The sequence below is a fragment of the Enterococcus sp. AZ084 genome, assembly GCF_051714905.1.
GTDB lineage: Bacteria > Bacillota > Bacilli > Lactobacillales > Enterococcaceae > Enterococcus_B > Enterococcus_B pernyi.
The window spans coordinates 2,522,866-2,547,858 of sequence record NZ_JBIOSS010000001.1 but is presented as its reverse complement, the minus strand read 5'-3'; the positions used below and the strand labels follow the sequence as shown (position 1 = coordinate 2,547,858).

18 protein-coding genes are annotated in these 24,993 nt (G+C 39.8%); all 18 read left to right on the top strand.

What is annotated here, in order from left to right; translation table 11 throughout:
* Positions 1 to 3: 3 nt before the first annotated feature.
* The 18 genes from IGI79_RS11495 (at position 4) to IGI79_RS11410 (ending at position 24,977) form a co-directional block, all read left to right on the top strand.
* On the top strand, positions 4 to 1,731 hold the full coding sequence (locus IGI79_RS11495; protein WP_065095916.1) for an ABC transporter ATP-binding protein: 1,728 nt from the start codon (positions 4 to 6) through the stop codon (positions 1,729 to 1,731).
* Positions 1,728 to 3,605 carry an ABC transporter ATP-binding protein gene (locus IGI79_RS11490; protein WP_010736657.1) on the top strand — a complete coding sequence of 626 codons (1,878 nt, stop codon included), beginning with the start codon at positions 1,728 to 1,730 and terminating at the stop codon, positions 3,603 to 3,605. The genes IGI79_RS11495 and IGI79_RS11490 overlap by 4 nt, the downstream gene beginning before the upstream one ends.
* A gap of 243 nt (positions 3,606 to 3,848) precedes the next feature.
* The gene (locus IGI79_RS11485) at positions 3,849 to 4,703 is read left to right on the top strand and encodes a VOC family protein (RefSeq protein WP_104871511.1); all 855 of its coding nucleotides are present in this window, start codon (positions 3,849 to 3,851) and stop codon (positions 4,701 to 4,703) included.
* A 194-nt stretch (positions 4,704 to 4,897) separates the two neighbouring features.
* A complete protein-coding gene (locus tag IGI79_RS11480; RefSeq protein ID WP_195273307.1) occupies positions 4,898 to 5,917 on the top strand; it encodes a serine hydrolase domain-containing protein in 1,020 nt (339 codons plus the stop codon).
* 45 nt (positions 5,918 to 5,962) lie between these two features.
* Entirely contained in the window at positions 5,963 to 6,916 is a 954-nt protein-coding gene (manA, locus tag IGI79_RS11475; protein ID WP_104871509.1) for a mannose-6-phosphate isomerase, class I, read from the top strand.
* Between the two features lie 277 nt (positions 6,917 to 7,193).
* On the top strand, positions 7,194 to 8,102 hold the full coding sequence (gene rbsK, locus IGI79_RS11470; protein ID WP_195273306.1) for a ribokinase: 909 nt from the start codon (positions 7,194 to 7,196) through the stop codon (positions 8,100 to 8,102).
* A 22-nt stretch (positions 8,103 to 8,124) separates the two neighbouring features.
* Complete coding sequence (gene rbsD / locus IGI79_RS11465; RefSeq protein ID WP_104775804.1) at positions 8,125 to 8,520, top strand: D-ribose pyranase; 396 nt, start codon at positions 8,125 to 8,127, stop codon at positions 8,518 to 8,520.
* A 17-nt stretch (positions 8,521 to 8,537) separates the two neighbouring features.
* The gene (gene rbsU, locus IGI79_RS11460) at positions 8,538 to 9,425 is read left to right on the top strand and encodes a ribose/proton symporter RbsU (protein ID WP_104775805.1); all 888 of its coding nucleotides are present in this window, start codon (positions 8,538 to 8,540) and stop codon (positions 9,423 to 9,425) included.
* Positions 9,426 to 9,655: 230 nt separating this feature from the next.
* On the top strand, positions 9,656 to 11,263 hold the full coding sequence (locus IGI79_RS11455) for a PTS transporter subunit EIIC (protein ID WP_438846075.1): 1,608 nt from the start codon (positions 9,656 to 9,658) through the stop codon (positions 11,261 to 11,263).
* Between the two features lies 1 nt (position 11,264).
* Positions 11,265 to 13,295, top strand: coding sequence for a BglG family transcription antiterminator (locus IGI79_RS11450; protein ID WP_195273304.1), 2,031 nt, complete (start codon positions 11,265 to 11,267; stop codon positions 13,293 to 13,295).
* A 14-nt stretch (positions 13,296 to 13,309) separates the two neighbouring features.
* The gene (locus IGI79_RS11445; RefSeq protein ID WP_335883046.1) at positions 13,310 to 13,753 is read left to right on the top strand and encodes a PTS sugar transporter subunit IIA; all 444 of its coding nucleotides are present in this window, start codon (positions 13,310 to 13,312) and stop codon (positions 13,751 to 13,753) included.
* Positions 13,754 to 13,909: 156 nt separating this feature from the next.
* Positions 13,910 to 17,032, top strand: coding sequence for a SpaA isopeptide-forming pilin-related protein (locus tag IGI79_RS11440; RefSeq protein ID WP_335883045.1), 3,123 nt, complete (start codon positions 13,910 to 13,912; stop codon positions 17,030 to 17,032).
* Complete coding sequence (locus IGI79_RS11435; RefSeq protein WP_335883044.1) at positions 17,025 to 18,671, top strand: immunoglobulin-like domain-containing protein; 1,647 nt, start codon at positions 17,025 to 17,027, stop codon at positions 18,669 to 18,671. Before IGI79_RS11440 ends, IGI79_RS11435 begins: the two co-directional genes overlap by 8 nt.
* 10 nt (positions 18,672 to 18,681) lie before the next feature.
* Positions 18,682 to 18,885 (top strand): hypothetical protein, encoded by a 204-nt coding sequence (locus IGI79_RS11430; protein ID WP_065097021.1) that lies wholly within the window; start codon positions 18,682 to 18,684, stop codon positions 18,883 to 18,885.
* 14 nt (positions 18,886 to 18,899) lie between these two features.
* On the top strand, positions 18,900 to 19,733 hold the full coding sequence (locus tag IGI79_RS11425; protein ID WP_065097022.1) for a hypothetical protein: 834 nt from the start codon (positions 18,900 to 18,902) through the stop codon (positions 19,731 to 19,733).
* A 20-nt stretch (positions 19,734 to 19,753) separates the two neighbouring features.
* The gene (locus tag IGI79_RS11420) at positions 19,754 to 22,522 is read left to right on the top strand and encodes a VirB4-like conjugal transfer ATPase, CD1110 family (protein ID WP_438846006.1); all 2,769 of its coding nucleotides are present in this window, start codon (positions 19,754 to 19,756) and stop codon (positions 22,520 to 22,522) included.
* Positions 22,519 to 24,444 carry a peptidoglycan amidohydrolase family protein gene (locus tag IGI79_RS11415; protein ID WP_438846005.1) on the top strand — a complete coding sequence of 642 codons (1,926 nt, stop codon included), beginning with the start codon at positions 22,519 to 22,521 and terminating at the stop codon, positions 24,442 to 24,444. The genes IGI79_RS11420 and IGI79_RS11415 overlap by 4 nt, the downstream gene beginning before the upstream one ends.
* Positions 24,441 to 24,977, top strand: a complete 537-nt coding sequence (locus IGI79_RS11410) for a hypothetical protein (RefSeq protein ID WP_195273299.1) — start codon at positions 24,441 to 24,443, stop codon at positions 24,975 to 24,977. Before IGI79_RS11415 ends, IGI79_RS11410 begins: the two co-directional genes overlap by 4 nt.
* The last annotated feature ends 16 nt before the right edge of the window (positions 24,978 to 24,993 follow it).

Genomic DNA, 24,993 nt, shown 5'->3' with positions numbered 1-24,993 from the left:
CGAATGCTAAAAATTGTCAAACGAATTTCATTGACCTCAGCAATTGCTGCAACGGTCTTTATGATTATTCAAGTGTTAGCAGATCTGTATTTGCCAACGTTAACATCTAATATTATTGACAAAGGCGTAGCAAAAGGTGACGTCGACTATATTTGGCAGACGGGATTTGTCATGATCGGATTTTCTTTGATCAGTATTTTAGCCGCCATTGCCAATACGTTTTTTGCTACACGAGAATCTCAAAAGTTAGGAAAACAATTACGAACAGAAGTCTATCAAAAAGCCGAAAATTTGACGAAAGACAAATTCGACAAGTATGGAACAGCTTCATTGATCACTCGTACAACGAATGATGTGACGCAGATCCAATTGGTGATGCAAATGTTTTTACGGATGATGATCAATGCACCGATCACTCTTGTTGGGGCAAGTATCCTTGCTTATCAAAAGGACCATCAACTGACAAGAATTTTCTTAGTCGTGATTCCTGTCATGATCATTTTGATCGGTGGTATTATGTATTTTGCTGTTCCACTATTCAAGAGCATGCAAAAGAAAACAGACCGCTTAAACCTTGTTTTTCGTGAAGGATTAACCGGTGTACGTGTCATCAGAGCGTTTGACAAAACACGTTTTGAAGAAAATCGTTTTGATTTAGCGAATAAGGATTATACAAATACGGCAATCAAAGTCAACACGATTGTTGCATTGATGATGCCATTGATGACGTTGATCATGAGTGGGACGAACGTAGCGATCACATGGTTTGGTGGGCACTACATAGCGGATATGACATTAGAGGTCGGAAATCTGATTGCCTTCATGACTTATGCGATGCAAATTTTGATTAGTTTCATGATGCTATCAGCAATCTTTATCATGGTTCCTCGTGCCCAAGCTTCGGCTGATCGGATCAATGAAGTACTAGAAGAAGACGCGGGTATCGTTGATCCAGAACAACCAGAAACGGTTGCTTTAGCTGGAAAAGACGCAAGTTTGTCATTCAAACAGGTGAATTACCGTTACCACGGCGCAGAAAAACTAGCGTTGGAAGATATCAACTTTGAAGCGTCATCCGGCGATATCGTAGCTATCATTGGTGGTACTGGTTCAGGAAAAACGACTTTAGTGAATCTGATCCCACGTTTGTATGATATTGAATCGGGTGAGATCGCGATCAATGGAACGAGCATCACTGATATGACGCAATATAACTTGCGTGAATTGATGGGATTTGTTCCCCAAAAAGCTGTCCTTTTTTCTGGAACGATTCGTGAGAATATGCAATATGGGAAAGAAGACGCAACAGATGAGATGATTTGGAAAGCATTAGAGATCGCCCAAGCAAAAGACTTTGTTTCTGAAATGGAAGATGGGTTAGATAGTCATGTCGAACAAGGCGGCGGAAATTTCTCTGGTGGACAAAGACAGCGATTAGCCATTGCGCGTGCCTTAGTAAAAGAAGCCGACATCTATGTCTTTGATGATTCATTCTCAGCACTAGACTTTAAAACAGATGCGAAACTCCGTCAAGCACTAAAAGAAAATATGACAGAAAGTATCACCGTTTTAGTGGCGCAACGAGTAAGTACCGTCATGGACGCAGATACGATCTTAGTATTAGATGAAGGAAAACTTGTTGGAAAAGGAACGCATAAAGAATTACTAGCAACAAATGAAACATACAAGGAAATCGTCAACTCACAATTGAGAGAGGAGGATTTAGCATGAGTAAAGGAAACAATCGACCTCCTCAAGGACCAATGGGTGGGGGACCAGGACGTAACATTGGTGCTAAAGGAGAAAAACCAAAAAACTTTTGGGGCACTGTTCGCCGGTTATTCGGCTATATGTCTAAGCGTTTAGTAGCGATCATTGCTGTATTTGTCTTAGCGATTGCAGCTGTCGTCTTCCAAATCCAGACACCAAAAGTATTAGGGAAAGCAACCACAGAAATTTTTAACGGTGTGATGCTTGGCGCAAGACAAATGCAAGAAGGGCAACAAGTCACGAAATTCCCAATCGATTTTGACAAAATTGGTCAAATCATTGCGACAGTGATTGTCATGTACTTGATTTCTGCGGTGTTCAACTTCTTGCAACAGTTCATTATGACTCGCGTATCGCAACGTACGGTATATGAGTTAAGACATGATTTAGAGACAAAAATGAATCGTGTGCCGATCTCTTATTATGATACACATACGAATGGGGATATCATGTCTCGAGCAATCAACGATATGGATAATATCGCCAGCACGTTACAACAAAACTTGACTCAATTTGTCACAAGTGCGGTCACACTGATCGGGGTCATCGTTATGATGCTATCCATCAGCTGGCAACTGACATTAGTGGCGTTGTTGATGATTCCATTAAGCTTGATCATCGTGATGATCATTGCACCGAAATCACAAGTGTTCTTTGCGGATCAACAAAAGAGTTTAGGATTATTGAACAACCAAGTCGAAGAAACCTATGCTGGACATACGATCGTCCAAACGTTCAACCATACAGCAAAAGACCAAGCAGTTTTTGAGATTGAAAACCAAAATTTATATGCCTCTGGTTGGAAAGCACAGTTTATTTCTGCAATCATCATGCCATTGATGAATTTCGTCAAAAATCTAGGGTACGTCTTTGTGGCTGTGCTTGGTGGGATCAAAGTAGCCAATGGGAATATGGCATTAGGGGATGTACAAGCATTCTTGCAATATACGACACAATTTTCTCAACCGATCACACAATTGGCAAGCTTGATGAATACGATCCAATCAACAGTCGCTTCGGCTGAACGTGTCTTTGAAGTCTTGGACGAAGAAGAGATGACAAATGAAAAATCTGGTTTACCAGTCGAAGAAAATACACCGTACAAAGTTCGTTTTGAAAATGTGCAGTTTGGTTATACGCCAGATCACTTATTGATGAAAGATTTCAATTTGGATGTGAAGCCAGGTGAAATGGTCGCTATTGTTGGTCCGACTGGGGCTGGGAAAACGACTTTGATCAATCTATTGGAGCGTTTTTATGATGTTTCAGGCGGGAGCATTCGCTATGACGGTGTTGATACGAGAGATGTTTCTCGTGATGTATTACGTGCACAATTTTCAATGGTACTTCAAGATACATGGTTATTTACTGGAACGATCTATGACAATATCAAGTATGGAAATGATGACGCAACGGATGAACAAGTGATCGAAGCTGCGAAAGCTGCCCATGTCGATGAATTTGTCCGCAAATTACCTGATGGGTATGATACGATCTTAAATGAAGATGCAAGTAATATCTCACAAGGTCAACGTCAATTGATCACGATTGCCCGAGCATTCTTAGCAAATCCAGATGTCTTGATCTTGGATGAAGCAACCTCAAGTGTCGATACTCGTACGGAGATCTTGATCCAAAAAGCGATGAATCGTTTATTGAAAAATCGTACAAGTTTTGTAGTTGCTCATCGCTTATCAACAATTCGTGATGCGGATAATATTATCGTGATGAACCAAGGATCGATCGTTGAAACAGGAAACCATGATACACTGATGGAAAAAGATGGATTTTATGCTGATCTATATAATAGTCAGTTTACAGAAGAAGCTTCATGATAAGATAAAATAAGTTATAATAATCTTTATTGGATTATTTGAAAGCGGCGTTTAAAAGATAAAAATGGTTTATCAAAGACTCGCCGCTTTTTTTACATATAGAATGAATTTCCCTTCTCATTATGATAATTAGCTAAAAAATAAGACAATCTGAGAATTAATTCAACAAAAACTAAGATATTGCTTGAAAGAAAAGAGAAGCATCGTTAAAATAAAGCTTAACGTAGAGGGGAGCAAGAAATTATGAAAGTTTTTGATTTGGGGTCTACTACTTATTTGAAAAGTATTGCAATACGTGTAAAAGACCGTGACAAAATGATCGAATTTTATAAAGACACGATCGGTTTCGATTTAAAGAGAGAAGAAAATGAATTAGCGATTTTCGGTACAGTAGAAAATGACAGCGAGATGTTATTATTAGAGGAAAGTCCACGAGCAAATGATCACTTTGGGGAAATCAAAAAGCTCAATCGCTTTTCTTTGATCATTCCAACGTTAGAAGAAATGGCTGATGTGCTTTATCGTATTCGCCAAACGAACCAAACGATCGAAGAAGCACTAGAAAGTGATGGAAGAATCGGTATTTTATTAAAAGATCCAGAAGGCAATATGTTAGAGATCTATCATGAAGCGGCTCATACTTCTCAGCAACAAGCGGTGGAACAATTAGACCAAGAAGCACTATTAAGAGAATCAAATGAACGCTTTACGAAATTATCCGCGGGTACTTATTTCCAAAAAGTCCATCTAAATGTACTAGATATGGAAAAGGAACGAGAATTTTTATCAGAGCTTTTAGGCTTGACTGTGCATAAAGAGGAAGAGAAAGAATTTATCTTGAACAAAGGTGATTTTCATGTAGGACTGACTCAATCAGAGAGTCCAGTGATTGCCTTACCGACGGATGAAATCTTAGGATTAGACTTTTTGAAATTTGTTGTTGATCCAGAGAGTATGCAACGTCTGATCACACATTTGAACACAGAAGCGATCGATTTTTACATTGACAAAAAACAGAAAGTTTTGACGTTGTATGATGCGATTGGCATCGAATGGTGGTTTGTGGACGAAACAAAAGCAACAAATGTTGTCCAATGAACAGTGGCTAGGATTTGTCGATTACTCGACCGTTGGAAAAAGCAGGAAAAGTTCAGCTGACGCTGAGTGTTTCCTGCTTTTTTATGTCAGCTATTAAATAGTGGCGTAAATGAGAAAAATAATTGATTCTTATGGAAGAAAGAATTATGCTTGGGGAGCAAACAGGCACATCCAAAGATAAATAAGGAGAAACTATGTACGCTAAAACGAAAGAACATATACTAAAAAAAATGAATGAGGGGTATTACCCAGGGATCGTCGCTGCTTTTATGAAAGGGGATCAGATTGAAAAAGTGGTCGCAGGTGATGCGCAGATCGTTCCAACGATTAGACCAATGACAGAAGATCTGCTCTTTGATGCAGCCTCCCTGACAAAAGTGATTGCAACGACAAGCCTTGTCTTGCGATTGATCGAAGACGGGAAAGTGGATTTAGATGAACCTTTGCATACGTACTTGCCGGCTTTTGAGAATCAAACGATCACGATTCGCCATTTGTTGACACATACCTCAGACATCCAGACATTTATTCCTGATCGAGATCGTCTATCACAAACAGAGTTGATTGAAGCTTATTTGAAACTTCAACCAGGCGATCAATTGGGAATCGAAGTTCGCTATACGGATGCAGGCACGATTCTCTTAGGATTGATGCTAGAGGAGGTTTTCCAAGAAGAGGCAGTCGAGCTTTTTGAAGAGCAAGTACTAGCACCGTTAGGGATGATGAATAGCTTGTTCTTACCATATCCTTCAGAACGGATCGTTCCGACTGAACAACTCCCTTCTGGTGAGGTGATCCATGGCTTGACCCATGATCCAAAAGCACGAGTGTTAGCAGAACATGCAGGTAATGCTGGTCTATTTATTGATCTTGCGGATTGTGAGAAATTTGTTCAGATGTATCTTCAATATGGAAAGCTGGATTCTGGTCATTTTTTGGAAGAAACAACCATTCGTTCCTTATTGGCTGATCATACGCCAACTGGTAAAGGTGGTCGCTCACTCGGATGGGATTTAAAACAAGATAAAAAGGACGGGCATCCATTACTATTCCATACAGGCTATACAGGGACATTTCTATTGATCGACCCAATCGATCAAGAAGCGTTCATTTTTCTGTCCAATCGCCTACATCCAAACGATCATCGTGAAGAATATCTAAAATGTCGTGATGAAATCATTGAAATTTATTTACAAGAGAAAGCGTTACACTGAAAATAATGCTATAATAGCAATTGAAAATCGAGAGGAGTTTGACGTATGCAAGAACCATTATTTTTAAAACCTGTTTTTCAAGAAAAAATCTGGGGAGGCAGTCGCTTACGTAGTGTGTTTGGCTTTGATATCCCTAATGATAAAATTGGCGAAGATTGGGCGATCAGTGCGCATCCTCATGGCGTGAGTGTCGTTGAAAATGGTCCATTCAAAGGTTGGAAACTAGATGATCTATGGAAAGAACATAAAGAATTATTCGGTCATCCATCAGAACCAGTTTTTCCGCTATTGATCAAAATCTTAGATGCAGAAGATGATCTATCTGTCCAAGTTCATCCGGATGATGCTTATGGTATGGCACATGAAGGAGAACTAGGTAAAACAGAATGCTGGTACATCATTGATGCCGAACCAGGGGCAGAGATCATCTATGGTCATCATGCAAAAACACGTGAAGAGTTAGCCGAAATGATCAAAGATAGTCGCTGGGATGATTTATTGAAAAAAGTTCCTGTCAAAAAAGGTGATTTTTTCTACGTACCAAGTGGAACGATCCATGCAATCGGTAAAGGGATCATGATTTTAGAAACACAACAAAGTTCAGATACGACTTATCGTGTCTATGATTATGATCGTAAAGACGATCAAGGAAACGCACGAGAATTACACATCCAACAATCGATCGATGTAACAACAGTCCCAGCAAAAGCTCCTGAATTACAGATCAAAGAGATCCGTCAAGGAAATTCTTCGATCGTCACTTATCTAGAAACGGAGTTTTTCAACGTCTACGAATGGGACATCAAAGGAATCACATCCTTTAAAAAACAAGCACCTTATACATTGATGACAGTCATTGATGGTGCGGGAGAATTGGTGATAGACAACCAAACGTACCCATTAGAAAAAGGAACAAGTGCGATCTTACCAAGCGATATCACGGAGTGGAAAGTTCAAGGAGAACTTTCGATCATCGCGTCTGAGCCAGGAGTTAAATAATTAAGATAAACTGTTGCTGATAGGTTCAGCTAAAACAATAAAGCGTACCAGCCGAAAATGGACTCTCTATTTTTGGTTGGTGCGCTTTTTTAGGATGCGTGATCGGCTACCACTTGGCTAATTTATAAGAGCAAAGATAAAACAAATTTCCGCTTATTTTATAGTTGAAAAGTTGCTTGTTGAAATCACTTACAAAATATGTTATATTCTTCTCGTAGAGTTAAAACGTTTTAATAGAACGTTAAAATGATTTTCTTGTTAAAGGAGAGGGAAAACGATGAATACTGTTACAGTTATCGGAAGTATCAATTTAGATCGGACAATCCGTGTGACCTATATGCCAAAACCCGGAGAAACGATCCATACGAAAGAAACTTTTTCAGCTGGTGGAGGCAAGGGAGCCAACCAAGCGGTTGCTGCTAGACGTTCGGACGCAAAAACTTACTTTATTGGTGGTGTGGGTAAAGACGAAGCAGGAAAAACAATGTCAGAATTACTTGAACAAGAAGAAATCGATTTATCTGGTGTAGCGACATTAGAGAATCAAGCGACTGGACAAGCCTATATCATTGTTGATGACCAAGGTGAAAATAGTATCATGATCCATGCCGGTGCAAACAATGCGTTTACCGTAGCACAAGTGCAAGAAAACAAAACCATCATCCAAAAAAGTGATTTTATTATTGCTCAGTTTGAAAGCGCTATAGAACCGACAATCGAAGCATTCCAAATCGCTCGAGAAGCTGGCGTAAAAACGATCTTGAATCCGGCACCGGCGCTAGAAAATGTTCCGGACGAGTTATTAGCAGTGACAGACATGATCATTCCAAATGAAACAGAAACGGAGATCTTAACAGGCATTACTATTACCGATGAAAAAAGTCTAAAAGAGGCGGCACAAGTCTTTCATGGATTAGGTATTGAAGCGGTGATCATCACGGTCGGAAGTAAAGGCGCTTATTATGATATTGCTGACGGCGCTAGTGGGATCGTACCAGCTTTTAAAGTCCATGCAGTAGATACAACGGCTGCTGGGGATACCTTTATTGGTGCGATGAGCAGTGTATTAGCCAAAGACTTCAGCAACCTAGAAGAAGCAATCCGTTATGGAAATAAAGCCTCTTCTGTGACCGTTCAACGATTTGGTGCTCAACCGTCTATTCCATATAAACATGAATTAATTTGATTGAGGAAAGGATGAACAGATAATGAAAAAAACGAAAGTAATCAATTCAGATATCTCACGAGTGATTGCACAAATGGGACATTTTGATAAATTAAGTATTGGAGATGCAGGAATGCCTGTACCTATGACCACTGAAAAAATTGATTTAGCAGTTACACAAGGGGTTCCTAGCTTTATGGAAGTCTTACGCAATGTGTTGTCAGAATTAGAGGTACAACGTATTTATTTAGCAGAAGAAATCAAAAAAGAGAATCCTGACATTCTTCTAGAAATCCAAAAAGAAATGCCGGATACACCGATCACGTTTATTCCGCATAGTGAAATGAAAACCGAGTTGAACAATTGTCACGCATTTATTCGCACAGGTGAGATGACTCCTTATGCGAATATCTTGTTAGAAAGTGGCGTCGTATTCTAAAAAAGGAGATGTAATAAATGAATGCAACAGCATTATTGATCGGATTAGGACCATTACTAGGTTGGGGGCTTTATCCAACGATTGCTTCGAAGATCGGTGGACGTCCTGTTAACCAGATTTTAGGATCAACAATAGGAACTTTGATATTCGCACTTATTTTTGCCCTGATCAATGGTATGGGACTGCCATCTGGAATGGATCTTGTCTTTTCTATTCTTTCCGGTGTGGGTTGGGCAACTGCTCAAATCATTACTTTTCAATCCTTCACACTAATTGGCTCATCGCGTGCGATGCCCATCACCACAGCTTTCCAATTACTTGGGGCTTCATTATGGGGCGTTTTTGCGCTAGGTAACTGGCCAGGAACCACAGCGAAGATTCTTGGTGGATTAGCATTGATCTTGATTATTTTAGGTGCATGGATGACTGTTTGGACTGAGAAAAAAACCAAAGAAAATAGCAGTTTACTGAAAAAAGCGGTTTTATTATTAGCAGTCGGAGAGATTGGTTATTGGGCATATTCAGCAGCACCTCAAGCAACATCCATCGACGGGATGCACGCTTTCTTGCCACAAGCAATGGGGATGGTTTTAGTGGCGATCATCTATACCGCTGTATTAAGTATGAAAGGGCATGAAAAATCAGCATTTACGGAAGTTGTTTCTTATAAACAAATTTTTTCTGGCTTCTTTTTTGCCTTTGCTGCATTGACCTATTTGATTTCTGCGCAACCAAATATGAATGGTTTGGCAACTGGCTTCATCTTATCGCAAACGTCTGTTGTTCTAGCAACCTTGACTGGAATCTGGTTCTTAGGACAAAAGAAAACGAAAAAAGAAATGACTGTCACGATCGTTGGGTTGGTCCTAATCTTAGCGGCTGCAACGATGACTGTTTTGATATAAGTGTTATTTTTAAAGAATTGGGAAGTAACTGCGGTTACTTGCCCAATTTTTTTTGTGGAAAATAGATAACGGTAACTGTTAGAATAGAGCTATCTGAAAAAAAGCATAAGCGCAGTCTGCTGAAGTAGAAAGGGCAGGTGATCAACGTGGGGGAAAATTTGAATGCGCTTCCTGCTAATGCAGTGGCGAAATTAACCTGGTTTCGTCAATTACTACATTATTTCAAACAAATGATCATGCCAAATCTAAGTATTTTTATTGCTTGGGGTTTGTTATCGATTGTATCAAATATCGTATCAGGTGATTTGCGCCAAACGCTTGTACATGTCAATGACTGGCTGATTTATCTGTTATTGCCTATTTTGATCAGTTACTCTGGAGCAAAGATTTTTGATCAAAAAGCAGCTGTAGCAGGTGGGATTGCTGTCATCGGTATGATAGTAGTTTCTGATCTTCCACAACTATTCGGAGCGATGATCATCGGTTTGATCACGGGAGGTATTTTTCATTGGGTAGATCGTTGGTTGGCGCCGAAAATCAAGCCTGGCTATGAGATGTTGCTGAATAACTTGATGATCGGTCTAATCGGTGGCTTTGTCTGTCTGTTAGGCATACTGGTCATACAGCCACTTGTTGAAGGTAGTTTGTCTTATGTTGGACGCTTTGTTTATTGGCTCATTGAACAACATTTGTTACCAGTGGTCAGTTTAGTGTTGGAACCGTTAAAGGTCTTATTTTTGAACAATGTCATCAATCACGGCATCTTGACACCTTTAGGAATGGAGATGGCACAACATGCGGGGCATTCGATCTTATTTTTGATGGAAGCCAATCCTGGGCCAGGAATAGGGATTTTAAGTGCGTTCTTGTTTGCTGCCGATCGAGAAAAAAGTGTCAAAGCAGGTGGAGCATTGATGATCCAAGCTGTCGGAGGAATCCATGAGATTTATTTTCCTTTTGTCTTGATGCAGCCTGCTCTTTTTTTTGCAGTTATGATTGGAGGAGCAACAGGAACGTTTGTGTTCCAACTGTTTGATAGTGGGTTGAATGCTCCGGTTTCCCCAGGTTCATTGGTGATTATTTTAGGGAATACAAAACCTTCACAATTAGTAGGTGTCATTTTAGGCATTCTTCTCAGTGCGCTTACTACGTTTATTTGTGCCATACTGTTATTGAGAAAAACGAAACCTGTGGAATCGATCCTCCCAGAAAGGAGCCAACTGATGAATCAAGAAGTAGTCAACCAAATCATCTTTGCATGCGATGCTGGGATGGGTTCTAGTGCAATGGGTGCAGCCATTTTGAAGAAAAAGCTGAACGCACAAGGGATAACCATACCTGTCAGCTATACATCGATTTACGATCTGCCGAATCACAAGAAACAATTGGTGATCGTGCAAAGCGCCTTTCAATCTTTGGCGCAAGAAAAAGCCAAAGAGAGTCAGATCATCGCTGTTGAACATTTTTTAGAAGTTGAGTCGTATCTGCCATTGATCAAGCAGCAACTTCATGAAAGAAAAATTGAACCCCAAATCAAAAAGCAACAAGAAGTTGAACAACCTAGAACCAGAGTTGTGTTTTTATACCAAGGAAATCGACGAGGCTCACAAACGATGGGAATGACGATTTTAATGAATCTAGCCAAGGAATATCAGGTCGATCTATCTGTAGAAAAAGCAGCCGTCGAAGACCTAGTACCCGAAAAAGAAGTGGTATATCTTGCGAATGAAAGTATGGCAAAGGCGTATCAACTGGAACAACAAGTGGAGCATTTGTTGATCATTGATCATTTTGTCAGTACCAAAGCCTATCTATCATTAGTAAAGGAAGTGGACTAAGATGTATTTGTCACCAAGGGAAAAAGAATTATTGACAGAACTCATCAATAGTCCAGCACCTGTATCTATACAAAAAATGGTCAATGTTTTACGTGTCAGCAAACGGACTGTATACCGCGAGTTGGAGCAATTAGAACGATCGCTCGAGGAAGTAAATGCTTCGCTGAAAAAAATAGCCCGAGGGTCATTTACGATTGAAGCAACACCTGAAACAATGACACAATTGCGCCAACTATTGAACGAAAAAGAGATGGAACTATCGACAACCGAAAGGCAACATGCGATTTTATTAGAACTATTACTTACGAAAGAACCGTTGTCTTTAAGTTATTTTTTAGAAAAGTATTTGATTAGTAATACGACTTTTTATGCTGATATCAAGCAACTTGAAACCAGTATGAAACAACTGCCATTGTCGATCACGCGTAACCGTGGCTATGAAATCACTGGACCGGAAAAATACCGCAGATTGCTGATCGCGAATATCTTAGAGTTGGAGATCAATGCGTATGAAATATTTCACTTGCTGGAATTTGATACGACAACGAATTCCTTTTTTCAATTTATCACGACAGATAGTTTATTACTGGCGCGTCAAGTGGTACGAGAAGAATTGATCCAGCAAAAGAAAGAATTAAGTGACCGGAAACTGGAACATTTAGTTTTGATACTCAGCATTACGATCGACCGTGTCAAAAAAAATCAAGTGCTGACGAATGAAACCTACACTGGACTAGTGAATAAAGAGTTATTACGTATCGCCAAAGCTTTATTTTCTAAAATCGCTAAGGAAACGCAACAACTTTATCCCGTCAATGAAATCGTCTTTTTTGCTAGTCTATTAAATGATTTCTCGAATTCCTTTGATCAGGATTTCTTTGAAGAAACATTTGATACGCAACTCGCTTATCTTGTGAAACAATTGATCCAAGTAGTCAGTGAAGCAACAAATAATCCATTCTACCAAGATGAAACACTCTACAAAATGTTGTTGACCCATTTATCAGGAGTATTTTCTCGAGCGGTACTTCAAGAAGAACAATTGACTAATCCAATCTTGGAAAAAATCATGGTCCAGTATCGAGAGATCGCCCAAGCCATCCGGCAAGGAATCGAGCAGATTTTTCAAGAAAAGAAACTATCCGAAGAAGAAATTGCTTATATGGTTCTACACTTTGCGAACTCATTAGAAAAAACACCAAAGGACAGCACGATCAAGATCGCCGGGTTTTCCCCTAGTGGCTTAGCTTCGACAAGTATGCTTGAATTAAAACTAAAAAGGTATTTCCCATTCATTCAACATATCCATTTTTATCGAATCGCTGATCTAAAGAAAATCAATTTAGAAGAAGAGTATGATCTCGTCATTTCTACTTCGATCTTAAGTGGCTATGAAGGGAAATATCTGTTAGTTTCACCGTTACTTCTTGAAGAAGAAATCAAACAATTAAAAGCAGAATTTGCTCGTTTGACAGCACATCGAACGGAACATATCCGTTTAGGCGATCAGCCCTCCGTTATCGAAGATACTTATGAAGAAACGGTGTTGATGATGAGTAAAATCAATCAGTTACTCCAGTATTTCTTCATTCAAGAATTAGACAATCCAGCGACAGTAGAAGCTACATTGAAGGATATTTTCGACTATTTACCTACAGGGTTGGTCCAAGATAAAGAAAAAGTCTATCATCGTTTAATGAAAAGATATCAACAAGCGCCGATCGGGTTGCCTCATACCAACATGGGACTTTTCCATACCTCTAGTTCTGAGATCACGGAACCTTTATTCTGTATTTTTCAATTGAAGCAAGTATTGGAGATCGAAGGAATGGACAAGACGAAAGTCGATTTATCAAGAATGTTAGTGATGCTAGCACCTTCCCCTATTGACGAAGCAACCGGGAAATTGCTTGGGAAAATAAGTGGTGCCTTGATCATGAATGATTTGAATACTGAGATATTTCGTTCAGGAAATGAAGCAATCATCTATCAGTTGTTATCTAAAATTTTGATCGATGAAATAAAAAAATAAAGGAGGCTCTATTGATGCTTGAGATCTCATCTGAACATATTTGGTTGAACCAACAGTTTGGTAGCTGGGAAGAAGCCATTAACCAGATTGGTGAGCAACTACTTGAAAAAGGAGTCATCCAAAAGGAATATATCGATGCGATGGTTGCTCGCCAAGAAGCAGCAAGTGTTTATATTGGCAACTTTGTGGCACTTCCACATGGAAAAGCAAAAGATGAACAGATTGTTGAAGAAGGTATTTTTTTGTTCCAAGTACCTGATGGCGTTGACTTTGGGATGGATGGAGAAAAGAAAATCGCAACGATTTTATTTGCAGTAATCATGCGAGAAAACCAACAATTAACAAGTTTACAAGAACTCGCCTTTTTTTGTTCCGATGTCGATCAAGTGATGGCATTGAGCGATGCCCAAACAGTAGAGGAAATCCAACAAATCTTAAAACAAGCTGAGGAGTTTTGACGTAAAATACGCAGCGACCAATCAATTGATTGGTCGTTTTTTTTTTATTTTTTTTAAGAGAATTCCGACAAAATCGTAATTATATAGTGAAGGAGGTGCGACGAGAAGGGCACATGTTCCCAGTTGATTTATTCCACGAATGAAAGGAGTCAAAGAATGAAGAAATCCTCTGAATCACTATTTTTGATTCTACCGATCATTATTTTAATTACGATTTTTTTTCAAATGAAAGTAAGACCAGTCTCGGCAGAAACATTGACCAACCTACCCTCGTACCAACAAATCACTACATCTGTCTCCAATCAAATGATCCACACGACCGAACAATCAATCTTACAAGAAAATAGTTGGGCGAACTTCAAAAAAAACTACCAATTGATCCAAGACCGCAACGGAAAATTGTCTACTATCGGCTCGACGAATTATGTTGACGCGGCGATCCATGAGCAATCGCCCAAATTGCCTGACCCGTTTGCGAATGAAAGTGTGGTCGTTGATCCAGCGATCCATATCCCTAATATCGATATCCATCTATCCAATGGTGGCAGAGAATTTGGCTGGTATGGCAAGCGAGTGAAGGGTGAGATTGCACTATGTCTGGAACAAGGAGTAGCGCTGAATATCGGAGAAAATAACGGCTATACTTCAAGCATTCAAAACACAGAATTACTAAAGAAAATCTCTTTGATCAAATACTATGGGGTGATTGCGACAAACTACACGATGGAAAAAGAATTGATGACGCAACTCCTTGCTTGGGAGCAACAAGGAATCATCCCCACCAGTATTTCTGGTGTTTTGACAATGAACGATTACCAAATATTCAAACGAACAGTGATGGAACAAGTGGAACGGTTCTATACCCAACCGAGTTTTCATGGACAAATAATGGATCTAAAAGTCGGCGAAAGCCAAACATTGACCGACACAACAGGAGCATTTTCAAATTATGGCTCATCACCTGTTCAACAAATCAATGGAATAACCATTGAAAAGCAAGGGAATCAAGTAACTGTCACTGCATCGAAAGAGGCGCCAGCGACAAGTGAGATCGCATTTGATTATCATATCCCCAGTAGCTATCAAGGAGCAATCGTCGTGTACCAACATCCTTATACACAAAATATGGTAGTCGGTAGAGTACCGCAGCTGACAAGAACCTTATTTCAGTTACGCGTGCAAAAATATGGACATGCAGGTATCCGCAAAGTCGATCAACAAACAAAACAACCATTAGTAGGCGCCGTTTTTCGTTTCACGACTACGGATGGACAGGTAAAAGAGTTGACGACAGATTCTGATGGTGTTGCTATTTGGCATGATCTACTCGTTGATACGGTCGTTACGATTCAAGAAATCAAAGCGCCAGATGGCTATGTTTTAAATCCAACGCCCCAGACTGTCACTGTCAAAGTGAATGAATTGACGAGTATCACATTAGCTAATCAAGAACAGACAGCTGATTTGATTGTCATCAAAGAAGATGCAGAAACAGGCAATCAGCCTCAAGGAGGTGCCCAATTGATCGGAGCTGTGTATCAATTAACGGACAAAGACGGAGAAACAGTTGCGGAATTGACGATGGAAGAGGTGGATGGAAGAGTATCAGCTGAGCTAAAAGGGTTAAAACTAGGAACCTATTATTTACAAGAAATCATTCCACCGAAAGGGTATAACTTAGATCCAACGATCTACCCTATACATTTGACCTATGCAGGACAAAATGAAACGGTGGCTATCCATAGCAAAACAGTCACTGATCGCGTTATCAAAGGTCATGTCGAAGGGTATAAATTTGGTTCAAAACCTCTTGTTCCCACTTCTATCTTCGAAGTTTTACACGCGTTAACGACAGATTCAACGAACTATAAACCACCACTCGAAGGAATCGAACTAACAGCCACCGCTCATAACACAGGAAAAGAATATGTCCATGTCACTGAAAAAAACGGCTACTTTAAATTTATAGATTTACCCTATGACACATATACGATTGCTGAAACAAAAGGAACGGATGGCTATTTGATCATTGAACCATTTGAAGTGACGATCAGTGAGGAAGGCTACACACATTTCTTTTTATTAGAAGATGAAATCATCGAATCACGCGTACATCTCATCAAGATCGATCAAGAAACAGGACAACAAATTCCTTACGCTGGTGCCCAATTCAAGATTTTTGATACTTGGGCGAATGATGGACAAGGAGCATTTGTAGCAATGACCCGTCCGAATGATACAGAAAAAACTGAGATTTTTGAAACGAATCAAAAAGGGGAATTAGTGACAACAGAGAGCTTACCTTGGGGTGTGGATCGCTATGAGCTTCATGAAGTCAAAGCGCCAGAAGGCTATCTCCCGTTAGAAGAACCATTGATTTTCAGTGTAACAGCGGAAAATCATAGTGCATTGATTCGCTTAGAAGTCCCTAACCGTTTAGCAAGACAATCCATTGAATTGATCAAACGAGATCGGTTGAATGAACAACCTTTAGCACAAGTACCATTTGGCTTATATCAGGTAGAAAAAGCAGAAAATGGCGAGCAGAACCTTCAATTTATTGAAGAATATCTCACGGATGATGAGGGACGAATCGAAGTAAGCGATTTGCCTTATGGCACCTATCAATTTATCGAAGGAAAGCCTTTAGAAGGGTATTTACCATTAGAAGAACCTTTAGATTTTTCAGTAACTGTTGAAAAAGACGGTGAGTTGATCGTATTAGAAGCCTATAACGAACGAGAAAAATTAACATTGACGAGTTTGTTCACAGCAATCGACGGAAGTAAGGAGCTTGATCCAACCAAAGACAATCAATTGAAAGATGTAGTTTGGATCAAAGGAGCAGCAATCGAGATCGGTCATGTGTATACCGTAGTGACGCAGTACCGAAAAGGTGACACCGGAGAACTCATCAACGAAGCAATCTCAACCTATACAGCAAAGAGTAAAGAAGATCAATTTGAAGTTTTTCTTGAGCTGAAAGCCAATACGCTAAAAGACAAGGAACAGTTGACTGCCACTCACATTTTATACTACGAGTCTGAGCAAGAAAATGAGGTAGCACGTGAAGATGATTTGACGAATCAAGAACAGACTGTTCATTTCAATACACCAAAAGAAGGGCAAAAAGAAGAAACGAAAAAGCAAGAAAATACTCGGAATTTACCTAAAACGAATAGTCGTACTTCTGCCTCTCTAGTAGGGCTAGGTAGTTTATTTCTAGGAGTGAGCGGCGTTTTGATCTATCAACAAAAAAGGAGTGGGTTGAATGGCTAAAAAGAAAAAATACATGAGATTTGGCTTGTTCATATTCAGTTGTTCAGTTGTTTTATTAGTTAGCGGCTGTAAACCGCAACAAACAGAAGTTCCACAAACAGTTAGGCCCGCTTCAAACAAAACGAAACAGTCAATCAAAGTGAAAACACCAGAGGAGAGTCATCTGAAAAAAGAAGAGAACTCTTCTCAATTGTTTGAGTTTGCTTCTCAATTTCGAAAACCATTGGCTCTCCCCACTGAAGCAATGATCAAGGATGAAACCAACCAGCTGAGGATCGCTTACCTTGAAGCAACAACAGTAACAGTACCTCAAAGTCTCGAAAATTCAATATCAAGAAGCAATCTCACACATCGCTTCGCAGAAGACGAACAAAAAGTTACGCTATCGGATGTTGTAGCAATTCCAGAGAGCGACAATCAATGGCAAGGTCCCTACGTGCATGTAAACGACCCTTTGCAGATCTTACCCAGAGGAACAGCGATTGATCCTTTTGCCTATTTTACTATAGTTCAAGGAAGTGATCCCGTTCCAGTGATCCACTATACGCCCGTCGATCCTAACGAATCTGGCTATCAAGACATGCAGATCACAGCAACTGATTCAAAAGGAAAAGTGAGTGTTGCGACGGTCACCTTTCTGTTTAATCACTCCCCGACCATTCAACAAGCAAGACAAAGTCATCACGCCACGATCGGTTCAAGTATTGACTTGTTGGCTGGCATTTCCGCTCACGATGAAGAAGATGGTGAATTGACCGCAGAGATTCAAGTGAAAACCACACTCCAGACAGAAAAAGAAGGAAGTTATGAAGTGATTTATTCTGTGACTGATCAATTTGGAGCAAGTGCCAAGCTAGTAACTAATATGACGATCACCAATGAAGCACCAATAATCGCGGGGCCGAACCAGCTCGTTTTACCTGTTGATCAATCATTCTCTTTATTTGATTATTTCTCTGCAAATGATCAAGAAGATGGTGCGATCAATCTTACTTCAGAAAACATTTTGGCATCCGATCTTGTCCCCTATGTACCAGGAAACTACTTCGTAAGAATTGGGAATGTCAGTGACCGTTATGGCAAACGAGCGGCAGAGCGTACGATTTATGTTCACCTAACGAATGAAGCGCCGACTGTTACAAATACGCATATGACTCTTCCTGTATTTAGTGAACTGAATAAAGAAAGCTATCTGGCAAAACTAGTTCTTGCAGATCGTGAAGATCCGGTTGATCAATTACATGTGGCAATCGATCTGCCTTTTTGGGAGAAAATCGACACTTCCCGATTAAATATCTATCGTTTTCCTCTTCAAGTCCAAGATACACATGGAAAAATCACTCGAACTTTTGGGAGCGTCCACGTAGTCAATGAGCCCCCTGTATTTTCTGGGATAGAGGATAAGAGATTCCTTGTAGGCGAAGAGAAATTAGATTTATTAGCAGGAATCTCTGTGACTGATCGTGAAGAGAAATTAAGCATAGCAGATGTTGAAGTCATAGAAGAAATCACTTGGGACACACCTGGAAGCTATCCTGTTTATTTGTCGATCAAAGATTCGTTTACAGAAACGCGAATGTCTTTTCATGTCAGCGTAGTAGAAAAGAATCCAGAAATGCCAGAGATACTAAGCGAATAAGGAGAAGAGAATGGATTATTTCAATCAAGCAATGGCACTATTTTCTAATGGAATCATTACCGCAGGCAGTTTACTGACTGTCTGGGGCATCATCCAATTAGGCGTTGCTATCAAGGAACATAATGGACCAGGCATGCAACATGCCATTTTTCAAATCGTAGGCGGAGCAGTGATTTTAGCTGCTGGTGCGTGGATCACGAACATTTCGATGTGAGAGGGTGAAGCTGGATGGACGGTGCGATCGAATTTTTACTACAAACGATTGCGGAACAATTGAGTTTATCGACGAATCATAAAAACACTCTGTTGCAAAACCTAGAACATTATTTGCCGGAAATCTACCGTTACAGTGTGACGATCATGGAAAGTGTCGTCAAACCTATCGCTTATTCATTATTAGGTTTTCTACTGCTGATCGAATTTCAACAACTCACACATCGGCTATACGGCAAGCAGTCAGAGTTTGGTGGGTTGGATCTGTTTTTACCATTATTCATCAAAATCGGCTTGACCGTATTGCTTTTACGACATTTGATGGTTTTTCTCAATGCCATTATGGATGTGGGGATCTTTGTTAGCCAAGGCATCAATCAATTGGAAATCCCAGGTGTTACGGATCAAACAATGGAGATTGTCGGTGTGATGGAGCAAATCGATCAGTTAGGTTTTTTTGAGAAAATGACGCTGCTGATGATTTTGCTCGTTCCTCTAGTTCTATCGATCATTGTCAGCGTCCTTGCGCAAGTGTTGATCTTTTTACGCTTTTTGGAAATGTATCTTTATTTGAGTATTTCACCTTTACCGATCGTTGCTTTAGTAAACACAGAAATCGGCCATGTCGGAAAGAATTTTTTAAAGCTTTTTGGCGCGGCATCTTTACAAGGGGTATTGCTATTTATCGTGTTGAACATCTATCCGCTTCTAGTGAGTACTGTTTTTTCATTTGATGAGAAGCAAGGAATGATTGCCGTGATCAGCGCAATCGTTGGCAATTGCCTGGCACTATCTATGTGTTTGTTCTATACATTGAAATGGTCTAAAGCGATCATCGTTGCAGCATGAGTGAAGAAAGGCGTGGAATTATGGCAGTAGAAGTAGTAATTAGAAAAGAAATCAAAGAATACCAAGAAAAAATCTTTTTTGGTTTCTCACTAAGGCAGATCATCGTGATCGCTTTAACACTAGTAGTGATTTTGCCGATCGGTCTGCTCAATCATTTTGTTTGGGGATATTCTATCGATGATCTGGGCTTTGTATTGATGTTTTTTACCAGTCCGATTCTATCTGTTGGTTGGATCAAAAAAATCAGTTACCTTTGGAAAAATATCTCTTTGTTCGTTGGCGTCATTTTATCGCAACAAAGCACTATCCTTATCAAAATACTCGTTTGGAGGAAGAACATGAGGGGATTTCAACGAGGAAAAACAGTAAAACAGAGAAACAGCGAAGTGAACAAGGGAACTAAGAAATCTTCATTAGCCAAATTATTACACAAGCAAAAGAAAAAAAGAGGAAAAAAAGAGCGGAAATCAGCACCTCCCAAACATGCACAGGGGAAGATCCGTTATGAAAAAATGTATGAAAGTGGGATTTGTGAACTTCCTTCTGGCTACTACTCCAAAAGTATCCAGTTTTCTGATGTCAATTATCAAATTGCACCGAAAGAAGAACAACAAGCTATTTTTCAAAGGTATTGTACCTTGCTAGATAGTTGTGATGAGCGAACGCACCTAACGATCACCTTGCGAAAGAAGCGCATCGAACAAAAGGACCTGGAAAAGCAATTGTTTTATGAAGAAACAGGGGAAAGACAGGATATCTATCGGCGGGAATTGAATGAAATGCTTCGGCAAACAATGACAGAAGGCGGCAGGAACTTTAGTAAACAGAATATAGTAACATTCAGCACACAAGCCACTGATTATGCTCAAGCCAAACGTTCACTTGAGCGTATCGAACAACAACTCAGCAATAGCCTGTCAGAAATCGAGTCGAGTAGTCAACCTCTTGCTGGAAAAGAACGGTTGAAGCTTCTCCATGAATTGATCAAACCTAATGAATTATTCCAATTCAATTATATAGATTTGGTTTATAGCCGTTTATCCACAAAAGCAGTTGTTACGCCATCAAGTTTTAACTTTAAAGCAAAAGACTATTTCGAAGTCGGGTCAGAATACGCCCAAGTACTTTATTTGAAAGAGTATCCCACTAAGCTTTCTGATAAGCTGATTTTAGAATTGATGGATATTGGTGAAGAGTTATGTTTATCGATCCACATTGATCCAGTGGATTCCGAAAAAGCGAATCAACTGATCCAAATAAAAAAAGCGTACATGGAAGGGGATAAAACGGCTGCGGAAAGAAGAGCAACACAAAAAGGGTATGATCCTTATTCGAGCATTCCCTATGAATTGACCAATAGTATCAAGGAAGCTGAAGCTTTATTAGATGACTTAGTCAAAACAGGACAAAAATTATATTTTGTCACCTTCTTAGTTTATTTTCGCGCTCAGTCAAAAGAACAACTTGCTGATATTGCGGAACAAGTACAACATATCGGACGTAAAAATCGTTGCACTTTCAGTGCGTTGGACTATCTACAAGATGAAGGATTCAATTCAGTTTTACCTTTAGGCAAGAATTGGATCGAGCAGCAAAGAACGCTGACGACAGAAAGTACAGCAATCTTTATCCCTTTTTCCGCACAAGATCTCGACCATAGCGATGGGAAATACTATGGGCAAAATCAAACAACCAAGAATAGTGTCAGAATCAATCGTAAATTGCTAAACACGCCGAGTGGCATGATTTTAGGTAGTTCTGGTTCAGGGAAAGGTGTAGCCAAAAAATATGAAGTAATTACGACGTTACTTAAAAATCCAGAAGATGAGGTCATTTCGATTGATCCGGAAGACGAAGATACGGTCATTGGCAATGATTTTGATGCTCAAATCATCAATATCGCTCCAAATACAGATACATTCATCAACTTATTAGATAGTTCAGAAGACTTAAAGGGAGAGGCTGATCCGATCAAATTGAAATCTGATTTTTTGTTGACTGCTTGTGAAGCATTGATTGGTGGCCCCACTGGGTTAAATTCAGCGCAACGTTCAATCATCGATCGGGTCACTCGCTTGACGTATTTCAATTTCCAACCAACTATAGAAAAGACAGCGCCGACACTCTCAGAAGATTGGTTTCCACTTTTAAAAGAACAACCAGAATCAGAGGCGCAAACACTGGCGTTAGATCTAGAGTTGTACATCGAAGGTTCATTGTCGATTTTTTCTCAAACAACTAACGTTTCTTTGAATAAACGTTTTGTGATCTACAATACGAAACAACTAGGAAGCCAATTGAAAACATTTGGGATGATGGTTATTTTGGAACAAGTATGGAATCGGGTTGTTCGTAATCGTGACCGAGGCATCACTACTTGGATCTATATCGATGAAATGCAACTACTATTAAATGATCCTTACTGTGAAAATTATTTTTTTGAACTCTGGAGTCGAATCCGAAAATGGGGTGCGATCGCTACCGGCATTACTCAAAATGTCGAAACACTATTATTGTCAGATAAAGCCCGCCGGATGTTAAGTAATACGGAATTTATCATCATGCTAAAACAAGCGAAAAGTGATTTAGATGAGCTGTCTACTTTATTCAGTCTTTCTTATCAGCAACAAAAACAATTGATCAATCCAATTAAAGGAGCCGGACTGATACGTGCAGGGAATGCGATCGTTCCTTTCTCAAATACTGTGGACGCAACAACAAAACTTTATGAATTGATCACCACCGATCCTGTTGAACGTCACAAATTACGACAGGAAGTATCGCCATGACTCAATCTAAGATAACAATAGAAGCGGACAAGAGAGAAAGAAATCAACGAAGGAATATCAGTCATTTTCTGCGTAGAAAAATTGGCGATCCTATAAGAGGGATGAGTGGTTCCCATCAAAAAACAGCTGACTTTTCTTTGGTGGAAAATAAAAGCCTACGCATCAATAAAGTCACTCCTTATATATTTATTGGTGCAAGCAGTCTAATATTTTTTATTTTCTTCAGCATGATCGGGTTTGTTTCGTCTGCCACCGTCAAAACTAATGAGTTTGAGTTGACACATGTCTGGAAATACTTAACCGAATTAGACGCTGAATTGACATTGGAATTAAAAACAACAGAGAAACCGATTTTAGTGAATGATCGAGTGGTATCTTCAAATGAAGTTGTGATAAGAACTGATATAGATGAGGTGTTAGTATATTTAGATTTGGCTTATGGGGATTACCGATTGGACACACCAGATGGACTCAAAGAAACGATCAAAGAGCTACATCAACAGTTGTGGCAAATAGATAGCAAGGAGGAACATGTAAAACTAACGTCACGACCATTATCTCAAGTGATCACTTGGACGCCAGAGTGGCAGGAACGGAGGCAGTTGTTAGCGGAAATTGGTCTTTATGCCAGTTTGACTGAATTGAGTAATCCATTGAAAGAGGAAGATTCATTGCGTATAATACAACGTTTTGGCTATTATGCAACGGATCGGGGAAAGCGACTATTTGAGGGGATAGTTATCCAGACAGAACCAAACGAGATCTTAGTCGCTGCAATTGCAGGAGATATTACAAGAGATCAAGAGAATATAACAATCATAACAAATCACCAGAAAATTACTTATCACGATGTTGTAATTACAGCAACTGAGGGACAAACTGTCTCGGTGGGTGAAGAAATCGGACGCGTGAAACAAGATGAATTGCACTTGTCTTATCATAAAAAAGGTGACACAGTCAATCCAGCGTTTTATTTCCCCAACGTAATCGATAACGATCTGGGGCTGTTCGATTCAAGTAGTACAGAGCCTACCTTCAATGAACAGAAATTTCGAGAAGTGATTTTACTTCATTGTCACGCATTTAGCGATCAGGCAGAGACGATCATCCAAGCAGCTAAAATAAATGGGATTTCACCAATCGTTTTAGCTGCGATCATGATCCACGAAACTGCTTGGGGGACGAGTGAAGGGATTCGTGAAAAGAACAATCCAGGGGGCTTGATGCGAGAAAATGAGTTGCTTTCCTATCACACACTTGAAGAAGGGATCGCGGCCACTGTCCGAACGCTGAATCAATTGATCGTCGTTCAAAGACTGCTGACAGTAGAGCAACTTGGAAGTGTCTACTGTCCTGTAGGTGCAAGTAATGATCCTCTTGGCTTAAACCAATATTGGGTACCAGCGATCAAAGAATTATTTGTGCAACTAGGCGGCAGTAAAGATATGAGCTTACTCTGGCAAGCGGCTCACACGCTTGGTCAACAGGTGTTGGCGCAAGCAAGAACTTTGTATCGTAAAAATGTTCAATACTCGCAAGGATTTGAACGAGGCACATTTCCCTATTATGATTGCTCCTCATTTGTTTTCTGGGCGATGAGAGGCGTAGGTCTGCCTGTTCAACTTGGTAGCACTGAGACATTATATTCTTTAGAAGGAACGCTCCTAATGCCAATCAGTCGTGAAGATGTAAGAGCGGGTGATTTGTTTGTTTGGGGAAAGAAAGGACACTCTTTAGGCAGTTATGGTCATACAGGCATATTTTTAGATGAAGGAGGTAAAACGATCCTTCATTGTACTCCTGCTACTTCTCGCGGCTATGGTCAAGAAGGAGATATCGTCATCACACCATTTGAAGGATATGCAGGTGACTTCCAATTGGCGCCTGTTTATTTCTATCGATTGATGGGAGAAATCCAATGAACCTAACATCCAGTTTCCGTTCTTTTGTTCTTGTTCTTTTACTGATAGGGGGGATTACTTTTAGCATTGGCTGGTCTGTCGGTTCTCGCTCACAAGAAAAAAGGCAAGAATCTGAACAGAAAGCCGGTCAACTTTCAGAAGCACAAGTGAAAGAATTTTTGCAAGCATATTATACGTTTGAAACAGTCGGGGAGAATTACACCACATACGTTGATTTTTTATCGAATAACATGCAGGAAAAGGCAAAAGCAGAACAGCTTAAAAAAGCGCATATCCCGCAACGTTTTGGATTTAGTCGATGGCTGACGAGCGAGAATTATTTCAAAAAAACAAATGATGAAGTAATCGAAGTCCTGTGTCTGGTTGATTTTACGACCTCTTTATTGAATGAAGAAGGGGATGTTGTAAAAAAAGAGATCCACCATCGTGTGGGCGTAAAACTAACGTATCTTTATGAGGCTAGCGATCATCGCTTTTTATTAGATGATCTTGAGCAGTTGGTTTTATTTCAAGATGACGTGACAGTTGAATAATGGACACGATGTCCGA